Below are 18,468 nucleotides of genomic sequence, written 5' to 3' on the forward strand. Positions count from 1 at the left end.
GGCCTACGTCTCCGATGTCTCGGCGTAGAACTGCGACAGCTCGGGAGCCCCGCTCGTCGCCCACTCGTGGCCCGCGGCGACGACGTCGACCTCGCGGCCGGAGCGGAGCCGCACCACCGGCTGCCCGTTGGGCCAGATCACCCACATCGCGCCCGGCACCTGGCGGACGAGGACCGTACCGAGGTACAGGCCCGCGTCGTTGCCGAGCCACGGCAGCGCTTCCTCGTCCTCGCGCCAGCGCGGCACCAGTTGGTCGAGCGCCTCCAACGACGCGACGGTGTCGTCCAGTTCGACCCCCGCCTCGTGCGCCTGCGAGCGCAGCAGTTCGCACTCGGAGAGAAGCTCCGCGACGCCCTCGGCCCCGCCGTCACCCTCGGTGAAAACGGCCACGCCGAAAGCGGAGCCGTGCTTCTTGCGCCAGTTGTCCAAGAAAGGGATGTTCATACCACTCACCCTGACATCCCCGCAGGCCGTCGCACCACAGGGCGCGCGGAGCCCCGTTACGGAGAGTTCGGGCCACGTTCGCACAGGCTCATTGACGCGAACCTGCCTCATCTTTAACTTCATGGCGCACCTGTCACGTCTCACCCACAAGTGGAGGGAGTCGGTCGTGCGCCGACGCGTCTCGGGAACGGCAGCTGTACTGGCGCTCTTTACGGGCTTCGCCCCAACCGCCGTCGCGCAGGCCGCCCCGCACAGACCCGAACCGCTCCCCCTGGAGCGGCTCTTCGACAACAGGGCGGTCAGCGCCGACGACCGGGCCGGGGAAGCCGACTTCGACGGCTCGGGCAGCTCGCTGTCCGCCGGCGATCTGACCGCGGCAGGCTGGACTCCCGGGCGCGCCTTGGGTGTTGAGGGCGCCCGCCTCACCTGGCCGCGCACGGCGGCGACGGGGCCCGACAACGTGCGCGCCGACGGCCAGCGCGTCCGCGTGCACGGCCGGGGCGACGCGCTCTCCTTCCTGGTGGCCGGAACCGGCGGCGACGCGGCCGGTTCGGGCACCGTGCGCTACCGGGACGGCTCGCGCTCCACGTACCGCCTCACCGCGCCCGACTGGCGCACGGGGCCGCTCGCTACCAAGTCCGTGGCGCTGCCCCACCGCAACACGCCCGGCGGTCAACTCGCCGAGAAGACCCGCCTGTTCGTCGTCACCGTGCCCGTGACCAAGGGCCACGAGATCGCCTCCGTGGATCTGCCCCTGGACCCCGGCGCCCCCGATCTGCATGTCTTCGCCCTGTCGGTGCGCTCGCCCGCGCCGGGGTGGACCGGCACCTGGTCGGCGTCCACCGCGGGATACACGGCCGTCGGACCCTGGGCGGACCGCACGGTGCGGCTGGTCGTGCACACCAGCGTGGGCGGGCCGCGCGTGCGGATCCGGCTCGACAACACCTTCGCGTCGGCGCCGGTGCGGGTCGGCAGCGCGACGGTGGCCGTGCAGGACGCGGGCGCCGGGGCCAAGGCCGATCCGGTGCCGCTGACGTTCCGTGGCGCGGCGGGTACGGAGATCCCCGCGGGGGCGCAGGCGTTCAGCGACGCGGTGGGCTTCGATGTGCCGGCGGGCGCGAATCTGCTGGTCAGCTTCCACCTCCCGGAGGCGGTCGCCACGGCGCCGGTGCACAGCCAGGCGATCCAGCGTTCGTTCGTGAGTCTGCCGGGCGATCACGCGGCGGAGGCCTCAGCGGCCTCGTACACGTCGACGATCACGTACTGGCCGCTGCTCACCGGTGTCGACGTGAGCGGCGGGCCCGGGTCGGTCGTCCTGCTCGGCGACTCCATCACGGACGGCGTGAAGTCGACGCCGGACGCGAACCACCGCTGGCCCGACGTCCTCGCCACCCGGCTGCGCGAGCAGGACGCGGTGCCGCACTACGGGGTCCTGAACCAGGGGATCTCGGCGAACCGGGTGACGGGCGACCGCTATGCGGGGGACGGCGTCTCCACGGACACGGGCGGCGTGAGCGCGCTGCACCGCCTCGACCGTGACGTGCTGTCCCAGACGTCGGCCCGCACGGTCGTCGTCTTCCAGGGCGTCAACGACGTACGGGCCGGTTTCTCCGGGGCCCAGGTCGTCGCCGGACTGAGGGAGATCGCCGCCCGTGCCCACGCGCGAGGCCTGCGCGTGGTCGGGGCGACGGTCACTCCGTGCGAGGGCGAGACCCTGTGCACGGCCACGGCGGACCGGGAGCGGGAGGTCGTCAACGCGTACGTACGGGACAGCGGGGGCGACTTCGACGCGGTGGTCGACTTCGACGCCGTGGTGCGGGACCCGGCACATCCCGCGCGGATCCGGCCCGAGTACGACAGCGGGGACCATCTGCACCCCGGGGACGCGGGGCTCGATGCGATGGCCCGGGCGGTGGATCTGGGGGCGCTGAAGCCGTAGGGCTCCTGCCCCCTCGGATAGCGGGGCATTCGGGCCTTCACCTCCACTCCCCCGGATCGCGGAGCGACCTCGCCCTACACGTCCAGGTCCACGACCACCGGCGCGTGGTCCGAGGCGCCCTTGCCCTTGCGCTCCTCTCGGTCCACGTACGAGTCCTTCACGGCCTTGGCGAACGGCTCGTTCCCGTAGACGAGGTCGATGCGCATGCCGCGGTTCTTGGGGAATCCGAGCTGGCGGTAGTCCCAGTACGTGAAGGGGTGGTCGTACTTCAGGGGGCGCGGGACCACGTCGGACAGGCCCGTCTCACGGAGCTCGGCGAGCGCGGCGCGCTCCGCGGGGGTGACGTGCGTGGCGCCGTCGAAGAGGGAGATGTCCCAGACGTCGTCGTCCGTCGGCGCGACGTTGTAGTCGCCCATCACGGCGAACGGGCGGGAGCCCCCGGCGTCGCCCGCGACGGCCGCCTTGAGCGCCTCGAACCACTGGAGCTTGTACGCGTAGTGCGGGTGGTCCACCTCGCGGCCGTTCGGCACGTACACCGACCACACGCGCGCGGGGCCGCACGTGGCGGAGATCGCGCGGGGCTCGTGGACGCCTTCGTAACCGGGGTCGCCGGGCAGGCCAGTGACGACGTCCTCCAGGCCGACGCGGGAGATCAGCGCCACGCCGTTCCACCGCCCGGTCGCGTTCACCGCGGACTCGTAGCCCAGCTCGCGCAGCTCGTCCGCGGGGAACTGCTCGGCCGTGCACTTGGTCTCCTGGACGCACAGCACATCCGTCCCGGTGCTCTCCAGCCAGGCGAGAAGCCTCGGCAGCCGGGCGGTGATCGAGTTCACATTCCAGGTAGCAATCCGCATGCCCACAACCTACCGGGCGGGTAGGACAACGCCCGCCGACCCCAGGTGCGGCCGCCGCCCGCGGACAGGGCGCGATAGGCAGGCTACCTTGCAAGTTTCCCTGCTTGAAAGTTAGCCTGTCGAAGCATCTCCCCCGGATCCGCAAGGAGCACCCCCATGCCAGCCACCACCCTCGACGAGCGCACCGCCCTCGTCCTCATCGACCTCCAGAACGGCATCCTCGGCCTGCCCACCGTCCACCCCGCCGACGCCGTCCTGAAGAACGGGGCCACGCTGGCGGAGGCCTTCCGCGCCAAGGGCCTGCCCGTCGTGCGGGTCCGCGTCGCCTGGTCCCCCGACGGCGGCGACCTGCCGGTGAGCCGGTCGACCACCCCGGGGCTCACCCAGGCGCCGCCCGCCGCGTTCTCCGAGTTCCCGGACGAGCTCGGCCCGCTCGGCGACGACATCGTGATCACCAAGCGCCACTGGGGCGCCTTCACCGGGACGGAGCTGGACCTCCAGCTGCGCCGCCGCGGAGTGACGCAGATCGTGCTCGCGGGGATCTCTTCCTCGATCGGCGTCGAGTCCACCGCCCGGTCCGCGTTCGAACTGAGCTACCACCTCACGGTGGTCGAGGACGCGACGACGGACACGGACGCCGCCTCCCACAAGCACAGCTTCGGCAAGATCTTCCCGCGGATCGCGGAACTCGCCACGACCGACGAGGTCGTCGAACTCCTCGGCCGGTAACGGGAGTTCGCAGACCCCAGGAGCGCTCAGAGCGTCGCGTACTCCTCCGGCGTCAGCCGCAGGTTGTCCGTGCCGCCGAGCGCCCCGATCTGCCCTTCGTAGATGGGCCACGCGAGGTCGGTCAGCAGCGCGTCGTGGATGTCGTACGCGCGTACCGGACCGACCTCGCGGAGGTAGTCGATGACCTCGGCGATCTTGTTCCAGGGGGCCATCACGGGCACGAGGAGCGTCTCGACGGGCTGGTCGGGGACGGTGAACGCGTCGCCGGGGTGGAAGACGCGGCCCTGGTCGATCAGATAGCCGACGTTCGTGATGCGCGGGATGTCCGGGTGGATGACGGCGTGCAGTTCGCCGTGGACCTGGATGTCGAAACCGGCCGCCTCGAACGTGTCACCGTGCCCGACCGTGTGCACCCGCCCCGGGAACGCCGACGAGATCTTGTCGGCCACGGACTTCAGGGTCCAGATCTCGGTGGCCGGGTCGGCGTCGAGGGCCGCCCGCAGCCGGGCCTCGTTGAAGTGGTCCGCGTGCTCGTGCGTCACGAGGATCGCCTCGGCGCCGACAGCCACGTCCTCCTCGCAGAAGCCGCCCGGGTCGATGACGAGCGTCCGCCCGTCCTTCTCCAGGCGGACGCAGGCATGGATCTTCTTCGTGAGCTTCATACGAACCATCCTGCTCTCCCCGCCCGCGTCCGGCCCGTCCCGGCGCCCGTCTTCTGCGGTTCCTACTCCTGCGGCGTGGTCTCCTCGCGGATCACGGCCTGGGCCACCTTGAACGCCGAGTTCGCCGCGGGCACGCCGCAGTACACGGCGGCCTGGAGCAGCACTTCCTTGATCTCGTCGGCGGTGAGGCCGTTGCGCAGGGCGGCCCGGGTGTGGAAGGCCAACTCGTCGAGGTGGCCGCCGGCCACGAGCGCGGTGAGCGTCACGGAGCTGCGCATGCGGCGGTCGAGGCCGGGCCGGCTCCAGATCTCCCCCCACGCGTAGCGGGTGATGAACTCCTGGAAGTCGCCGGAGAAGGCGTCCGCGGAGGCCAGGGCCCGGTCGACGTGCGCGTCGCCGAGCACCTCGCGCCGCACCTTGAGACCCATGTCGTGCCGGTCGGGCCGGACAGCCGCCTCGGGCTGGGCCTCCATGGGGCCGATCTCCGCGACGGGTGCGACCGGCGGGGGCGGCGGCGCGAGGACGGGCTTGACGGGGGCGGCGGGGATCGCGTGCTGCCCGGTCTCGTACGCGGGCTGCCAGGCGGTGGAGAAGTGCCGTACGAGGAGGTCGGTGACGGCGGTGGGCTGCTCGACCGGGGCGAGGTGCGAGGCGGCGGGCACCACGGCGAGCCGGGCGTCCGGTATGCCGGCGACGAGCGTGCGCGCCTGGGCGGGGCCCGTGACCTGGTCGTCGGAGCCGACGAGGACGAGCGTGGGGGCCCCGATGGAGCCGAGCTCGGCCCGGACGTCGAAGGACGCGAGCGCCTCGCAGGCCGCGATGTAGCAGCCCGGGTCGGTGGTGCGCACCATCTGCACGGCCCAGTCGGTGATGGCGGGCTGGGCGGCCGCGAAGCCGTTGGTGAACCAGTGCTCGGGGGACGTGCGGGCGATGGGGTCGAGGCCGTTGCTGCGGACGATCACGCCGCGCTGGCGGAACTCGTCGGCGGTGCCGAAGCGGGGCGAGGCCGCGATCAGCGCGAGGGAGGCCACGCGCTGGGGGTGGCGCAGCGCCAGCTCCGCGCCGATGGCGCCGCCGAGGGAGCAGCCCGCGTAGCCGAAGCGCTGCACGCCGAGTTCGTCGAGCGTGGCCAGGAGCCGCGTGGCGAGTTCGGCCACGGAACCGGCCGGATGGGCGGGGGCGCCGCCGTGCCCGGGAAGGTCGAAACGGAACACCCGCCACTGCCGGGCGAGCTCGGGTACCTGCCGGTCCCACATGTGCCAGGTGGTGCCGAGCGAGGGCCCGAGGATGAGCAGCGGGGCGTCGTCCGGGCCGTCGAGGCGGTACTGGAGGGCAGGTGTCTTCGTCTCACTCACTTGCTCCACGCTATCCAGTCGCTCTGTGAGGGTTCGGGGCGGGGCCCGTGAGTGCGCACGGAGTGTATGCGTGGGGCTGGTGGTGTACGGAGTTCGGGGAGGCGGTGTGAAGGCCGCCGCCCGCGAGATGAGCGGCGCCCGGCGCGCGCCGGCGCTACGGCGTCGTCGTCGACACCACGTACACGAAGGGCTTCGCCGGGTTCGCGCGGTTCACCACGATGTCCAGGGTCGGCTCGGGGTTCTTCTGCTTGTGGGTGACGCCCCAATACGGGCCAGGGCCGTCGAAGACCCAGCCCACGACCTTCTGGTTGCGCGCGCTGATGGCGATCTCGTCCTTCTTCAGCTTGGACGAGCTGGTCCCGATGGTCTTCAGGAACTTGTCAAGGCCCGCGTCCGTCGTGCGGAAGCGGACGTAGAGGCGGCTCGTCCTGAGGTTGTTCGTCTCGTAGTACGCGACGCCCTTGGCGGAGGAGACCGGGACCGGCACCTGGTACAGCCGGCGCTGGACCTTGGAGGGCCAGCCGATGGTGAGGCCCGTGGCGGAGTACTTGGCCTCCTTGTCCTTGCCGCTGCTACGGCTCTGGTCCGCGGAGATCACCAGATAGCCGGCGGGCACGCCGATGAGCAGCACGATCGTGAGCAGCGTGAGCGCGCGGCGCCGGATGACCCTCCGGCGGTTGTCAGGGGGATGCTGCCCTTCGTCGGGGGACGAGGGCTGGCGTGGCACGGTCATTACTTGGGTCCCTGATTCTCGCCGGCGGCGCTCGCCGGGCCTTGCGGGCCGAGGCCGAAGCCCGTGCCCTGCTGGTAACGCTCGTAGCGCTCGTACCGTTCCACGCGCCGGCGCTTGGCGCGGCGGAAGCGGCGGGCGACGAGCCGGGCGAGGTCCGCGGCGCCGACCATACCGGCTTCGGGTCCGAGCTGGGCGCGGGCGATGCGGGCCTCGGGGCGGTAGCCGCGGCCGGTGAGGTGGCGCTTGAAGGCGTCGCGGGCCGGGCCGATCAGCAGGTCGTCGGCCGCGGAGACGCCGCCGCCGATGACGAAGCAGGACGGGTCGAGGGCGGCCGCGAGGTTCGCGATGCCGACACCGAGCCACTGGCCGATGTCCTGGAGCAGCTCGATGCACATGGCGTCGCCCTCGCGGGCGAGCTCGGTGATGAGGGGGCCCGTGATGTCGGGGACGTTGCCCTTGACGCGCTCGATGAGCCCGTACGCGACCGGGGAGTCCGCGGCGGCGAGCTCGCGGGCCTCGCGCACGAGCGCGTTGCCGGAGCTGTACTGCTCCCAGCAGCCGCGGTTGCCGCACGGGCAGCGGTGGCCGCCGGGGACGACCTGCATATGGCCGAATTCGCCGGCGACGCCGAACTTGCCGCGCTTGACCTGGCCGTCCTCCAGGATCGCGCCGCCGATGCCGGTCCCCAGCGTGATCATGACGAGGTGGTCCTCGCCACGGCCCGCGCCGAACCGCCACTCGGCCCAGGCGGCCGTGTTCGCGTCGTTGTCGACGAGCACCGGGACGGAGAGCCGGCTGGAGATCCGGTCCCGCAGGGGCTCGTTGCGCCACGACAGGTGGGGCGCGAACAGGATGCGGTTGCGCTCCGCGTCGACCCAGCCCGCCGCGCCGATGCCGACGGCGTGCACGTCGTGCCGGTCGGAGAGATCGAGCACCAGCTCCGTGATCGTGTCCTCGACGACCTTGGGGCTCTTGGACTTGTCCGGCGTCTCGGCGCGCAGGGTCTCCAGGATGTTGCCGTCGGCGTCGACGACGCCCGCCATCACCTTCGTACCGCCGATGTCGATACCGACGGTCGGGACGCGGGGCGCCGTCAGGTGGGAACGGCGCTCACGCGTGCCGACGGTCCGCAGGACAGTGGCTCGTGCGGAGCCGCGGTGTGCGAGGTCGCGGTAGGTGCTCATCGCGCCGATTGTGCCATTTCGCTGCCGCGGGGGCGCATTCGCGCGGCGCCGGTCACTCGGGGTGGGCGGGGCACTACCGCGGGTCCGTCTCCGGCTGCGGGTTGTTCCTGGCCGGGCGTGCCCGGGGGCGGAGCCGCGGAATGTGACAGCCCCGCGCCCCTTTCAGGGGCGCCTTGCTCAAGGGGCGTCCCGGCCCTCCAGCTCATGCCGCAGGTCGTCCAGTTCGCTGCCGCCCGCCATTTGGCGCGTCAGTTCGTCGAGGGTGATCTCGTCGCGTGCGTAGCTGCCGAACATCGCGCCCCTCTTCAGGAGGACGAAGCGGTTGCCGACGAGGTAGGCGTGGTGCGGGTTGTGCGTGATCAAGACCACGCCGAGGCCCGCGTCGCGCGCCGCGGCGACGTACTTGAGGACGACGCCGGACTGCTTGACTCCGAGGGCGGCGGTCGGCTCGTCGAGTACGAGGACCTTGGCGCCGAAGTAGACGGCGCGGGCGATCGCCACGCACTGCCGCTCACCGCCGGAGAGCGTGCCGATGGGCTGGTCGACATCGCGCAGGTCGATGCCCATGCGGAGCAGCTCCGCGTGGGTCGTCCGGCGCATGAGGTCGACGTCCAGGCGCTTGAAGGGGCCGGAGCCCTTCGTCAGCTCGGAGCCGAGGAAGAAGTTCCGCCAGACCGGCATCAGCGGGACGACGGCGAGGTCCTGGTAGACCGTGGCGATACCGCGGTCGAGGGACTCGCGCGGGTTGGCGAGCCGCGTCTGTTCGCCCTCGATGCTGAAGGACCCGGAGTCGTGCTTGTGCAGACCCGCGATGATCTTGATGAGGGTCGACTTGCCCGCGCCGTTGTCGCCGAGGACGCAGGAGATCTCGCCGGCGTGCACGACGAGGGAGACGTCCTCCAGGGCCCGGATGTTGCCGTAGTACTTACTGACGCCGTCGAGCTCCACAAGCGCCGTACGTTCTGCGGTCTCGGTCATTTCGTCGCCTCCGCGCGCTTGCGGACCCACGCGTTGAGCAGGGTCGCGAGGAGCAGCATCGCCCCGAGGAAGAACTTGAACCAGTCCGGGTTCCACTCGGCGAACACGATGCCCTTGCTCGTCATGCCGAAGATCAGGGCGCCGATGGCCGCGCCGACCGCGGACCCGTAGCCGCCGGTGATCAGACAGCCGCCGATGACGGCCGCGATGATGTAGATCAGCTCGTTGCCGACGCCCTCGCCGGACTGCACGACGTCGAACGAGAACAGCAGGTGCTGCCCCGAGATCCAGGCGCCGAAGGCGACGCCCATGTACAGGCCGATCTTGGTCTTGTTGACCGGCACGCCGACGGCGCGGGCCGCGTCCTCGCCGCCGCCGACCGCGTAGATCCAGTTGCCGACGCGGGTGCGCAGCAGGATCCAGGTGGCGACGACGATCAGGGCGAGCCACCACAGGATGGTGATCTTGAAGTCGACGCCGCCGATGGTGAGCGTGGAGGCGAAGACGTCCTTCGCGGAGGAGAAGCCCTCCATGTCGGAGATCGACTTGGTGGAGACGGTGCCGCTGATCAGCTTGGTGAAGCCGAGGTTCATGCCGGTCAGCATCAGGAACGTGCCGAGCGTGATGATGAAGCTCGGTGGGTCGGTGCGGGTCAGCATGACGCCGTTGAAGACGCCGATGGCGAGCGTGAGCAGGAGCGAGACGCCCACGCCGACCCAGACGTTCGCCGTCATCTGGTAGCTGAACATCGACGAGATCAGCGCGGACGTGGTGACCATGACGCCGGCGGAGAGGTCGAACTCGCCGCCGATCATCAGCAGGGCCACGGGTACGGCCATGATGCCGATCGTCGACGACGCGTACAGGACCGTGGCGAGGCTGGAGGCCCGCAGGAAGCTGTCCGCGAAGATCGCGAAGAAGAGGAAGACGGCGACGGCGCCGACGACCGAGCCGAGTTCGGGCCGGCCCATGAGCTTGCGCAGCGGCGATGTCTTCAGGAGCCGCTCGTCCGTCAGCGGCGGGGTCCCTGGTGCGGCGGCGCTCATCGGGTCCCCCGCTTCGTGTACTCCTCGAGCTTGGCCGCCTGGTCCTTGGTGATGATCTGCGGTCCGGTGAGGACCGGCTTCCCGCCGCCGAGGACGTCCGCGTTGTAGCGGTAGAGCCAGAGCAGGTCCACGGCCTCGTAGCCCTGGAGGTAGGGCTGCTGGTCGACGGCGAAGCCGAGCGTGCCGTCCTTGAGGCCGGCGGCGACCTTCTCGTTGAGGTCGAAGGTGTCGATCTCGGCCTTGCTGCCCGCGTCCTGCTTGGCCTTCACGGCGGTGGCGGCGAAGGGCGCGCCGAGCGTGACGACGGAGTCGATGGACTTGTCGGCCTGGAGCTTGGCGCCGATGGAGGACTGGACGTCGGGCATGTTGGTGCCCTCGACGTACAGGTTCTGCATCTGGCCCTTGAAGGTCTCCTTGGCACCGGCGCAGCGCTGCTCGTGGCCGACGTTGCCCTGCTCGTGCAGGACGCACAGGGCCTTCTTGCGGCCGCGCTTGTTCAGCTCCTCGCCGACGGCCTGGCCCGCGATCGTCTCGTCCTGGCCGATGTGCGTGAGCGCGCCGAACTTCTTGGACTCCTCGGAGCCGGAGTTCACGGTGATCACGGGGATGCCGGCCTTCTCGGCGCGGGCGACGGCGGCCTTCATGGCGTCGGGCTTGGCGAGCGTGACGATCAGGCCGTCGACCTTCTTGTCCACGGCAGCGTCGACGAGCTGGGCCTGCTGCTGCGCCTCGTCGCTGTGGGAGTACAGGAAGTTGATGTTGTCCTTGACGGCGGCCTGCTTGGCGCCGCTCTGGACGATGTCCCAGAAGGTGTCGCCGTCGCCCGAATGCGTCACCATCGCGACGGTCCAGCGCGGGGTGTTCACCGCGGCCCTGCCCTGGGCCGAGGCCGCCTTCCTGGCGTCCTCCGCCCGCTTGCCGCCGGTGCTGCTGCACCCCGCGAGGGTGAGACCGACTGCCCCTGCGAGGGCGATGCTCACCCAGCTCCGAAACCGTGCCACGAGGCCGTGCCCTTCTTCTTCTGGTGCCTGGTTCTGCGGGGCGGGCGGACCTGCCCCGGGGGCTCGACGACCGGCCCCAAACGTCCAAGTATCAGGCACTGGGATCACGCATCCGTTCACCGGGTACCGCGCGCGGTGTACTTCTCGAGCTTCGGCACGTCCTTCTCGGTGACGATCGCCGGGCCTGTCAGGACGGGCTTTCCGCCGCCGATGACGTTGGCGTTGGTCTTGTAGAGCCACAGTTCGTCGACGGCGAGATAGCCCTGGAGATAGGGCTGCTGGTCGACGGCGAAGCCGACGTCCTTGGCCTTGAGGCTCTTGACCACGGCCGCGTTCAGGTCGAAGGTGTCGATCTCCGCCTCGCTGCCCGCGTCCTGCTTCGCCTTCACGGCGACGGCCGCGGTGGGGGCGCCGAGCGCGACGACCGCGTCGATGTCCTTGGCCGCCTGGAGCTTGGCCTCGATGGACGACTGGGACGAGGGGGCGTCGGTGCCCTCGACGTTGAGGTTCTCGACGGTGCCCTTGAAGGTCTTCTTGACGCCGGCGCAGCGCTGCTCCAGGGAGACGTTGCCCTGTTCGTGAATGACGCAGAGCGCCTTCTTCCGGCCGCGCTTGTCGAGTTCGCGGCCGACGGCCTCGCCGGCCACGGACTCGTCCTGCCCGATGTGGGTGAGCGCGCCGAACCGCTGTGAGAACTCGCCGCCCGAGTTGATCGTGACGACCGGGATCCCGGCGTCCTTCGCCTTGGCGAGTACGGCCTTCATGGCCTCGGGCTTGGCGAGGGTGACGACGATCCCGTCGACCTTCTTGTCGATCGCGGACTGGACCAGCTCGGCCTGCCCCTTGGCCTCTTTGTCGTTCGAGTAGAGGAACTGGACGTTGTCCTTGGCCGCGGCCTGCTTGGCGCCGCTCTGGACGATGTCCCAGAAGGTGTCGCCCTCGCCGGAGTGGGTGACCATCGCGATCTTCAAGCGGGGCGTGCCGGCGGACTTGCCGCCCGTGGAGCCGTCCGCCTTGTCCTCCGAGGTCTTGCCTCCGGAGCTGCTGCATCCGGCCGCGAGTGCGACGACCGCCATGAGGGTTGCTGCCGTGCGGGCTGTGCGCATGGTGTGCCACCTCTCTCCTCGCCGCCCGTGTGCGGCTGGAGGAGTTCTAGCGGTGGGTACCCGGCACCGTCAATGACTTTGTCATAACATTCTTACGGCCGGTCTTCCGCGGCACGTCCACGGCGCTTCACGGCTTTACGGAGCTTCTACGGCGCTTCTACGGCCGTACGAGGAGCTGGAACTCGAAGGAGTAGCGGGACGCCCGGTACGTGTGCGACCCGAACTCGACGGGTCTGCCGGTGTCGTCGAACGTGGTCCGCTGCATCGTCAGGAGCGGGGCGCCCGCGGGCTCGGCGAGCCGCTCGCCCTCCTCGGCCGTGGCGGCGCGGGCGCCGACGGACTGGCGGGCGCTGTGCAGGGTTATCCCGGCGGCGCGCATCAGCCGGTAGAGCCCCGTCGCCTCCAGCCGCTCCGTGTCGAGCGGGAGCAGCCCGGTGGGCAGGTGGTTGCAGAGGTACGCGACCGGGTCGCCGTGGGTCAGCCGCAGCCGCTCGACCCGGTGCACCTCGTCGCCCTCCCCCACCCCGAGCGCGGCCGCGACCTCGGCGGACGCCGGCACGAGTGTGTTGGCCAGGACGCGTGTCTCGGGCTTCTGGCCCGCCGCCTCCAGGTCGTCGTAGAGGCTGCTCAGCTCCAGGGGGCGCTTGACCTGGCTGTGGACGACCTGGGTACCGACGCCGCGCCGGCGGACGAGGAGACCTTTGTCGACGAGGGACTGGATGGCCTGGCGCACGGTGGGCCGGGACAGACCGAGCCGGCCCGCGAGCTCGATCTCGTTGCCGAGCAGGCTGCCGGGGGTCAGGGAGCCGCGCTCGATCGCCGCCTCCAGCTGCTGGGAGAGCTGGAAATAGAGCGGGACCGGACTGCTGCGGTCCACGCTGAGCTGGAGCGACACCGTCGGGTCGACTACTGGTTTGGCCACGGGCCGAGCGTAGTCGCAAGGAATGTTGACGGGAAGTCGTGAAGTTCGGTTGTCCGGACAAACCGTTGACAGCGGGTTCCCAGGGCGGCACCTTGACTGCATGCGCATCGGACTTATCGGGACGGGCCGTATCGGCACCTTTCACGCAGCAGTTCTGGAGCGATACCGCGAGGTCGGCTCGCTCGTCGTCACGGACGCGGACCCGGAGCGCGCCGTCGCGCTCGCTGACCGGATCGGCGCGACGGCGGCGCCCACGGTGGACGAGATCTTCTCGTGGGGCGTGGACGCGGTGGTCATCACGGCGGCGACGTCCGCGCACGGCGAGCTGATCGGGCGGGCGGCGCGGGCCGGGCTCCCGGTGTTCTGCGAGAAGCCCATCGCCCTCGACCTGCCGGGCACACTGACCGCGCTCGCCGAGGTCGAGCGGGCCGGGACGGTGCTCCAGCTCGGCTTCCAGCGCCGCTTCGACGCGGGGTACACGGCGGCGCGCGAGGCGGTGCGCTCGGGCCGTCTCGGCCGGCTGCACACCGTACGGGCCATGACGAGCGACCCGGCGCCGCCGCCGGCCGCGTATCTGCCGCTGTCCGGCGGCCTCTACCGGGACTGCCTGGTCCATGACTTCGACATCCTGCGCTGGGTGACCGGCCGCGAGGTGACGGAGGTGTACGCGACCGGGTCCGACGCCGGACCCGCGATGTTCCGCGAGGCCGGGGACGTCGACACGGCGGCCGCCGTCCTCACGCTGGACGACGGCACGCTGGTCACGGCGACGGCGACGCGCTGCAACGGCGCGGGCTACGACGTGCGCATGGAACTCTCCGGCGAGCTGGACACCGTCGTCGTCGGCCTCGACGACCGCACGCCCGTCGCCTCCACCGAGCCCAAGGGCCCGCCCGCCGCGTCCAAGCCCTGGCCGGGCTTCCTGGAACGCTTCGCCCCCGCGTACGAGGCGGAGCTCGTCGCGTTCGTCGACGTGGTGCGCGGCGAACGCGAGAACCCGTGCGACGGCCGCGAGGCCCTGCACGCGCTGCGGATCGCGGAGGCCTGCGAACTGTCCCGCCGGGAACGGCGGTTGGTCCGGATGGAGGAGATCCCCGGGGGCTGATTCCCAGGGCCCCTCGGCGAGCCCGCGTTGTCGGCGGCGTAGGACACGACCCCGCCGTGCAGGAACCCGTTCTGCTGCTGCAGCTCCGGTCTGATGTCGACCTCGATGGTGGCCCCGCCGTCGCCGAACGCGGTGAGCCGGGCGCCCACGAGACGGCTGAACGGCTGGGCGTCCAGGAGCTTCGCCGCCAGGGCGAGGTCCAGCTCCTGGGAGGTGTCGTTGTCGCGTGGTGCGGTCATGGAGGTCTCCGGGCAGATCGGCGGGGGCGGGTACGGCCGGCCGGCTGTGCCGCGCGCGGGGCGTCGGTCACCACCGGACCGGCAGGCTTCGTACGCCGCGAATCAGCATGCCGGGCAGCCAGTCGTCCGCCGGGCCGTCGAGTGCGAGCGCGGGGGCGCGGTCCAGGAGTGAGCGCAGGGCGATCTGGCCTTCGAGGCGGGCCAGGGGTGCGCCGAGGCAGTGGTGGAGGCCGTGCCCGAAGGCGATGTGGCCCCGGGCGTCGCGCCGGATGTCGAAGCGGCCCGGCTCATGGAAGCGCTCCGGGTCGTGGTCCGCGGAGGCCAGGCCGACGAGGACGGCGGAGCCGCCGGGGATGACCGTGCCGCCGACCTCGGTGTCCTCGACCGTGAAGCGGTACGTCGCGTTCTCCACGGGACCCTCGTACCGCAGCATCTCCTCGACGGCGCCGCCGAGGAGAGTCATGTCGGCGCGCAGCGCGGCGAGTTGGTCCGGGTGGGTCAGCAGGGCGCGTACACCGCTCGCGATCAGGTTCACCGTCGTCTCGTGGCCCGCGATGAGGAGGAGGAAGGCCATGGCGCACAGCTCGTCGGGCGAGAGCCGGTCGCCGTCCTCCGCGGTCGTGCGGATCAAGGCGCTGAGCAGGTCGTCGGCGGGGGCCGACGCCCGCTTGTCCTCGATCAGGTCGCGCAGGTACGCGGCGAGTTCCACGAACGTCGCGTACTCGCCATCGCGGTCGCTCGGCGCGACCACCTCGTTCGACATGCGCCGAAAGTCTGCGCGGTCGATGTCGGGGACACCGAGGAGCTCGCAGATGACCGTGAGCGGCAGCGGGAAGGCGAACGACTCGACGAGGTCGGCGCGGCCGTGCGGGAGCATCGCGTCGAGCAGGTCGTCGGTGACGCGCTGGATGCGCGGGCGCAGCGACTCGACGCGGCGTGCGGTGAAGGCGCGGGTGACGAGGGACCGCAGGCGCGCGTGGTGCGGCGGGTCGGTGATCAGCAGATGGGTGCCGATCAGCTCTTCGTCGAGGCCGGAGAAGCCCAGCTTGGCGGGGGACTTGACCAGGCGCGGGTCGGTGAGCGCGGCGCGCGCCTCCTCGTGCCCGACGATCAGCCACGCCTCGCCGTCGTCGGCGGGCTTGGGCAGCAGCACCCGGTGCACCGGGCCGCGGGCGCGCAGTTCCTCGTAGACGGGATACGGGTCGGCCGTGAAGCCCGCGTAGTCGCCCAGATCGATCGCTTCCCCCATGGCGCCGCCCCTCGCTGTGACCCTGACCCTCGGCTTCTGCCGAATCTAACTCGCGCCACTGACGATCGGTTCCCCTGAGGTGATCGCCGCGCCGCCCTCGGCGAGGAAGCGCGCGAGGGGCAGGGTCGCCGCGCCGACCGTCACGGCGTCGGGTCCGAGGCGCCCGAGTTCGATCGTGGTCTGCGCGTACGGGTGGCGCAGGGCGTACGCGGCGGCCGCCCGCCGGACCGGTTCGAGGAGGCGGGGACCGAGGAGGAGCCCGGCCCAGCCGCCGACGACGATGCGCTCCGGGTTGAAGAGATTGACGAGGTCGGCGATGCCGGCGCCGAGGAACTCGGCCGTCTCGTCGAGGAGTTCACCGGCACCGGGGTCGGCGAGGAGTTCGGCGAGCGCCCCCTCCTCGTCGGTCGAGGTCCAGTGGCCGCCGCTCTCGCGCCATCGTTCGAGCAGGGCCTCGGCGCCCACGTACGCCTCCAGGCAGCCGCGCGCCCCGCACCGGCAACGGCGCCCGCCGACCCGGAGCGTCGTGTGGCCCCACTCCCCCGCGCTGCCGGACGAGCCCTGGTAGGGGACGCCGTCGGCGATGACGCAGGCGCCGACTCCGGAGCCGATGAGGGTGACGACGGCGGTGCGGGCGCCGCGGCCCGCGCCGAACCACATCTCGGCGAGCCCCAGGGTCTTGGCGCCGTTGTCGACGAACAGGGGCAGTTCCGGCGGGAGTTCACCGCGGTCACGGAGCATCGCTTCGAGGGGGACGGCGTCCCAGCCGATGGCCTGGCCGTGCACGACGGCCCCGACGGCGCCGCCCGCATCGGAGGCGTCGACGATGCCGGGCACGCCGATGCCGACGCCGATGAGGGCGTCCGGGGCGACCTTCGCCTCGCCGAGCACCTGCGCAAGGCCGGACGCGACGATCCGTACGACGTCCTGCGCGTCATGGTGTCCGTCGGGCAACGGGGCGTCCACGCACGCGAGTTCGTTCAGGGTGAGGTCGAACAGCTCCACGCGTACGCGTGTCTCGCCGATGTCGACGCCGGCGAGGTGGCCGCAGTGCGGGGCGACGCGCAGGAGCGTGCGCGGCCTGCCGCCGTCGGAGTCGACCGACCCGGCCTCCTCCAGGAGGCCGTCGGCGACGAGCTCGGAGACGACGTTGCTGATCGACCCCGAACTGAGTGCGGTGAGGGGTCCCAACTCCTGTCGGCTGAGCGGCCCGTCGAAGTAGAGCTTGCGCAGCACCGTGGCGCGGTTGTTGCGTCTGAGGTCACGCACCGTGCGCCGGCGTGGTCCGGCCATCGTCATCCTCCCCCGTGCGGCGGACCCTGGGCGCTGTTCGCCCGCGCCCGGATCACGCTGTGAATTTACCCGTGCCGCACGGGTCAGTCGTCCAGGAGTCCCGCGTCGTGTGTGAGGAGGGCGATCTGGACGCGGTTGTTCAGGCCGAGCTTCGCGAGGATGCGGGAGACGTGAGCCTTGACGGTGGCGACGCTCATTTGAAGTGCTCTCCTCCCTTCGCAAGCTCAGGAAGGAGATTCCCACCTACCTTGCGGCGGCGGGTTTGACGCCACGGGTGCGCCTGACGACTGCCCTCCCGGCAGCCGGGATCGCCACGAGGCCGATCCGGTACAGGTGCAAGATGTTCCGGGCCGCGTTCCAGTCGGCGTTGCCACACCAGCCGCAGTCTGGGTTCTTGCACACGAACGTGGCCTGGCCTTCCCGGCTGCCGGGCGTGAGGAAGCCGCATGCGGAGCAGCGCAGGGAAGTGCCAGGGGCGGGGACCTTGACGAGGGTGCCGCCATAGCGGCCAGTCTTGTACGTCAGCATCGTCACGGTGCGGCCCCATGCCTCCTGGCTGATGGAGCGGTTCAGGCCGGACTTCTGCGCGACGTTTGTCCCGGGTTCCTCGATGGTGCCCTTGGCCGACTTGACCATGTTCGTGATGTTGAGTTGTTCGACCACGACCGTGCCGTAGGTGCGGGCGAGGTGCGTTGTGGTCTGGTGCTGCCAGTCAACGACTCGGCGCGTGGCTTTTGCGCGGAGCTGCTTGATCTGGTCGTAGGTGCGGTTCAGCCGGTTGGAGCTGCGCTCCTTCGGCTTGCGGAAGGACTTGCGGTGCGCGGCCCGTTGTTCGAGGCGGAGCAGCTTGGCCTTTTCATCCGGGTTCAGCCACTTGTCCCGGTCGGCGGTGCCATCCGGGAGCCGGGCGGGTCGTCCGTGATCCTGATGGTTGCCATCGGACAGGGCCAGGGGAAGATTGACCCCGGCATCGATGCCGATCTCAGGGCCGGTGTGCGGCTCAGGCTTTGATTCCAGAGTCTGGACGCGGAAGGCGATATGCCATCCGAGTCCGTCTTTGACCAACCGCGCCCCGGTGATCCGATTCTCCCTGTTGGCGAGCTTGCCGACCGGGAGATCCTTGGTCCAGCGGAAGCGGACCCGACCGACCTTGGGGATGTTGACCATGCCCCATCGGCGGTGCACCCGCTTGATCTGCAGATCGCGGCCCTGCGGGATGTCCACCGACATCACGGTGCGCAAACGGGCCTTGAAGTTCGGCTCGTCCGCCCGCCACTCCCAGCAGTTCTTCCACGCCTGGACGTACGTTTTCAGCACTGCCTGCCCGGCCTGGGCGGGGAGCACTCCGAGCCAGTCGATCTCCCTACGGGCCTGGCGGATCGCCGCATCGGCGGCGGCCAGGGAACGCTTGTCCTTGGGGAGCATCGTCCACCAGTCGTGCAGGCAGTTCCACATGGTGCGGGCCGCGTGCGCCTGGTCGTCCATGAGCTGGGCCTGTCCAGGCGTCAGCGCCAGCCGGGCACGGTGCCCGAACTGCCGCCTGTCTTCCGCACGTTCCGTAGTCACATGGTCACCATAACGTTGGACCCCATGTCACCACGATGGAACCAAAATCCCGAGGTGCGCACC

The 18,468-nt window shown here is 70.8% G+C and carries 17 protein-coding genes and 2 pseudogenes; 3 read left to right on the forward strand and 16 right to left on the reverse strand.

Annotation, left to right across the window (positions count from 1 at the left end):
• Positions 1–3 precede the first annotated feature (3 nt).
• Entirely contained in the window at positions 4–444 is a 441-nt protein-coding gene (locus OG456_RS07075) for a DUF6278 family protein (RefSeq protein ID WP_116508095.1), read from the reverse strand.
• 121 nt (positions 445–565) lie between these two features.
• Here OG456_RS07075 and OG456_RS07080 point away from each other — a divergent pair, with 121 nt between their 5' ends.
• The gene (locus tag OG456_RS07080) at positions 566–2,383 is read left to right on the forward strand and encodes an SGNH/GDSL hydrolase family protein (RefSeq protein WP_266558314.1); all 1,818 of its coding nucleotides are present in this window, start codon (positions 566–568) and stop codon (positions 2,381–2,383) included.
• Between the two features lie 74 nt (positions 2,384–2,457).
• Here the strand turns inward: OG456_RS07080 and OG456_RS07085 are convergent, their stop codons facing one another.
• Positions 2,458–3,237: an exodeoxyribonuclease III gene (locus OG456_RS07085; protein ID WP_266558316.1), complete on the reverse strand. Its 780-nt coding sequence runs from the start codon at positions 3,235–3,237 to the stop codon at positions 2,458–2,460.
• Positions 3,238–3,393: 156 nt separating this feature from the next.
• Here OG456_RS07085 and OG456_RS07090 point away from each other — a divergent pair, with 156 nt between their 5' ends.
• Positions 3,394–3,966 (forward strand): isochorismatase family protein, encoded by a 573-nt coding sequence (locus OG456_RS07090; protein ID WP_266558318.1) that lies wholly within the window; start codon positions 3,394–3,396, stop codon positions 3,964–3,966.
• Positions 3,967–3,992: 26 nt separating this feature from the next.
• Here OG456_RS07090 and OG456_RS07095 read toward each other — a convergent pair whose 3' ends face one another.
• From OG456_RS07095 to OG456_RS07135, 9 genes are all read right to left on the reverse strand, one after another.
• Positions 3,993–4,628, reverse strand: a complete 636-nt coding sequence (locus OG456_RS07095; protein WP_266558320.1) for an MBL fold metallo-hydrolase — start codon at positions 4,626–4,628, stop codon at positions 3,993–3,995.
• A 62-nt stretch (positions 4,629–4,690) separates the two neighbouring features.
• The gene (gene pcaC, locus OG456_RS07100) at positions 4,691–5,983 is read right to left on the reverse strand and encodes a 4-carboxymuconolactone decarboxylase (protein WP_266558322.1); all 1,293 of its coding nucleotides are present in this window, start codon (positions 5,981–5,983) and stop codon (positions 4,691–4,693) included.
• Between the two features lie 154 nt (positions 5,984–6,137).
• A complete protein-coding gene (locus OG456_RS07105; protein WP_266558324.1) occupies positions 6,138–6,716 on the reverse strand; it encodes a sugar kinase in 579 nt (192 codons plus the stop codon).
• Positions 6,716–7,900 (reverse strand): ROK family glucokinase, encoded by a 1,185-nt coding sequence (locus OG456_RS07110; protein WP_266558326.1) that lies wholly within the window; start codon positions 7,898–7,900, stop codon positions 6,716–6,718. The genes OG456_RS07105 and OG456_RS07110 overlap by 1 nt, the downstream gene beginning before the upstream one ends.
• Positions 7,901–8,077: 177 nt before the next feature.
• Positions 8,078–8,878, reverse strand: coding sequence for an ATP-binding cassette domain-containing protein (locus tag OG456_RS07115; RefSeq protein WP_266558328.1), 801 nt, complete (start codon positions 8,876–8,878; stop codon positions 8,078–8,080).
• A complete protein-coding gene (locus OG456_RS07120) occupies positions 8,875–9,924 on the reverse strand; it encodes an ABC transporter permease (RefSeq protein WP_266558330.1) in 1,050 nt (349 codons plus the stop codon). Before OG456_RS07120 ends, OG456_RS07115 begins: the two co-directional genes overlap by 4 nt.
• On the reverse strand, positions 9,921–10,925 hold the full coding sequence (locus tag OG456_RS07125) for a sugar ABC transporter substrate-binding protein (protein WP_266558332.1): 1,005 nt from the start codon (positions 10,923–10,925) through the stop codon (positions 9,921–9,923). Before OG456_RS07125 ends, OG456_RS07120 begins: the two co-directional genes overlap by 4 nt.
• 116 nt (positions 10,926–11,041) lie before the next feature.
• Positions 11,042–12,031 carry a sugar ABC transporter substrate-binding protein gene (locus tag OG456_RS07130; protein WP_266558334.1) on the reverse strand — a complete coding sequence of 330 codons (990 nt, stop codon included), beginning with the start codon at positions 12,029–12,031 and terminating at the stop codon, positions 11,042–11,044.
• 157 nt (positions 12,032–12,188) lie between these two features.
• Positions 12,189–12,926: a GntR family transcriptional regulator gene (locus OG456_RS07135; RefSeq protein ID WP_266569103.1), complete on the reverse strand. Its 738-nt coding sequence runs from the start codon at positions 12,924–12,926 to the stop codon at positions 12,189–12,191.
• 127 nt (positions 12,927–13,053) lie between these two features.
• On the opposite strand from OG456_RS07135, the gene OG456_RS07140 reads away from it, so the two are divergent.
• The gene (locus OG456_RS07140; RefSeq protein ID WP_266558336.1) at positions 13,054–14,058 is read left to right on the forward strand and encodes a Gfo/Idh/MocA family oxidoreductase; all 1,005 of its coding nucleotides are present in this window, start codon (positions 13,054–13,056) and stop codon (positions 14,056–14,058) included.
• Between the two features lie 26 nt (positions 14,059–14,084).
• Here the strand turns inward: OG456_RS07140 and OG456_RS07145 are convergent.
• From OG456_RS07145 to OG456_RS07165, 5 genes and pseudogenes are all read right to left on the reverse strand, one after another.
• Positions 14,085–14,297, reverse strand: a pseudogene (locus tag OG456_RS07145) (PaaI family thioesterase); the annotation flags it as partial.
• A gap of 67 nt (positions 14,298–14,364) precedes the next feature.
• Positions 14,365–15,546, reverse strand: coding sequence for a cytochrome P450 (locus OG456_RS07150; RefSeq protein WP_266558338.1), 1,182 nt, complete (start codon positions 15,544–15,546; stop codon positions 14,365–14,367).
• Between the two features lie 45 nt (positions 15,547–15,591).
• A complete protein-coding gene (locus tag OG456_RS07155) occupies positions 15,592–16,839 on the reverse strand; it encodes an ROK family protein (protein ID WP_266558340.1) in 1,248 nt (415 codons plus the stop codon).
• Positions 16,840–16,922: 83 nt separating this feature from the next.
• A pseudogene (locus tag OG456_RS07160) lies at positions 16,923–17,042 on the reverse strand (LuxR C-terminal-related transcriptional regulator); the annotation flags it as partial.
• 40 nt (positions 17,043–17,082) lie between these two features.
• Positions 17,083–18,405, reverse strand: a complete 1,323-nt coding sequence (locus tag OG456_RS07165; RefSeq protein ID WP_266558342.1) for a transposase — start codon at positions 18,403–18,405, stop codon at positions 17,083–17,085.
• Positions 18,406–18,468: the final 63 nt, after the last annotated feature.

The sequence above is a fragment of the Streptomyces sp. NBC_01446 genome (assembly GCF_026340095.1).
Taxonomy (GTDB): domain Bacteria; phylum Actinomycetota; class Actinomycetes; order Streptomycetales; family Streptomycetaceae; genus Streptomyces; species Streptomyces aureus.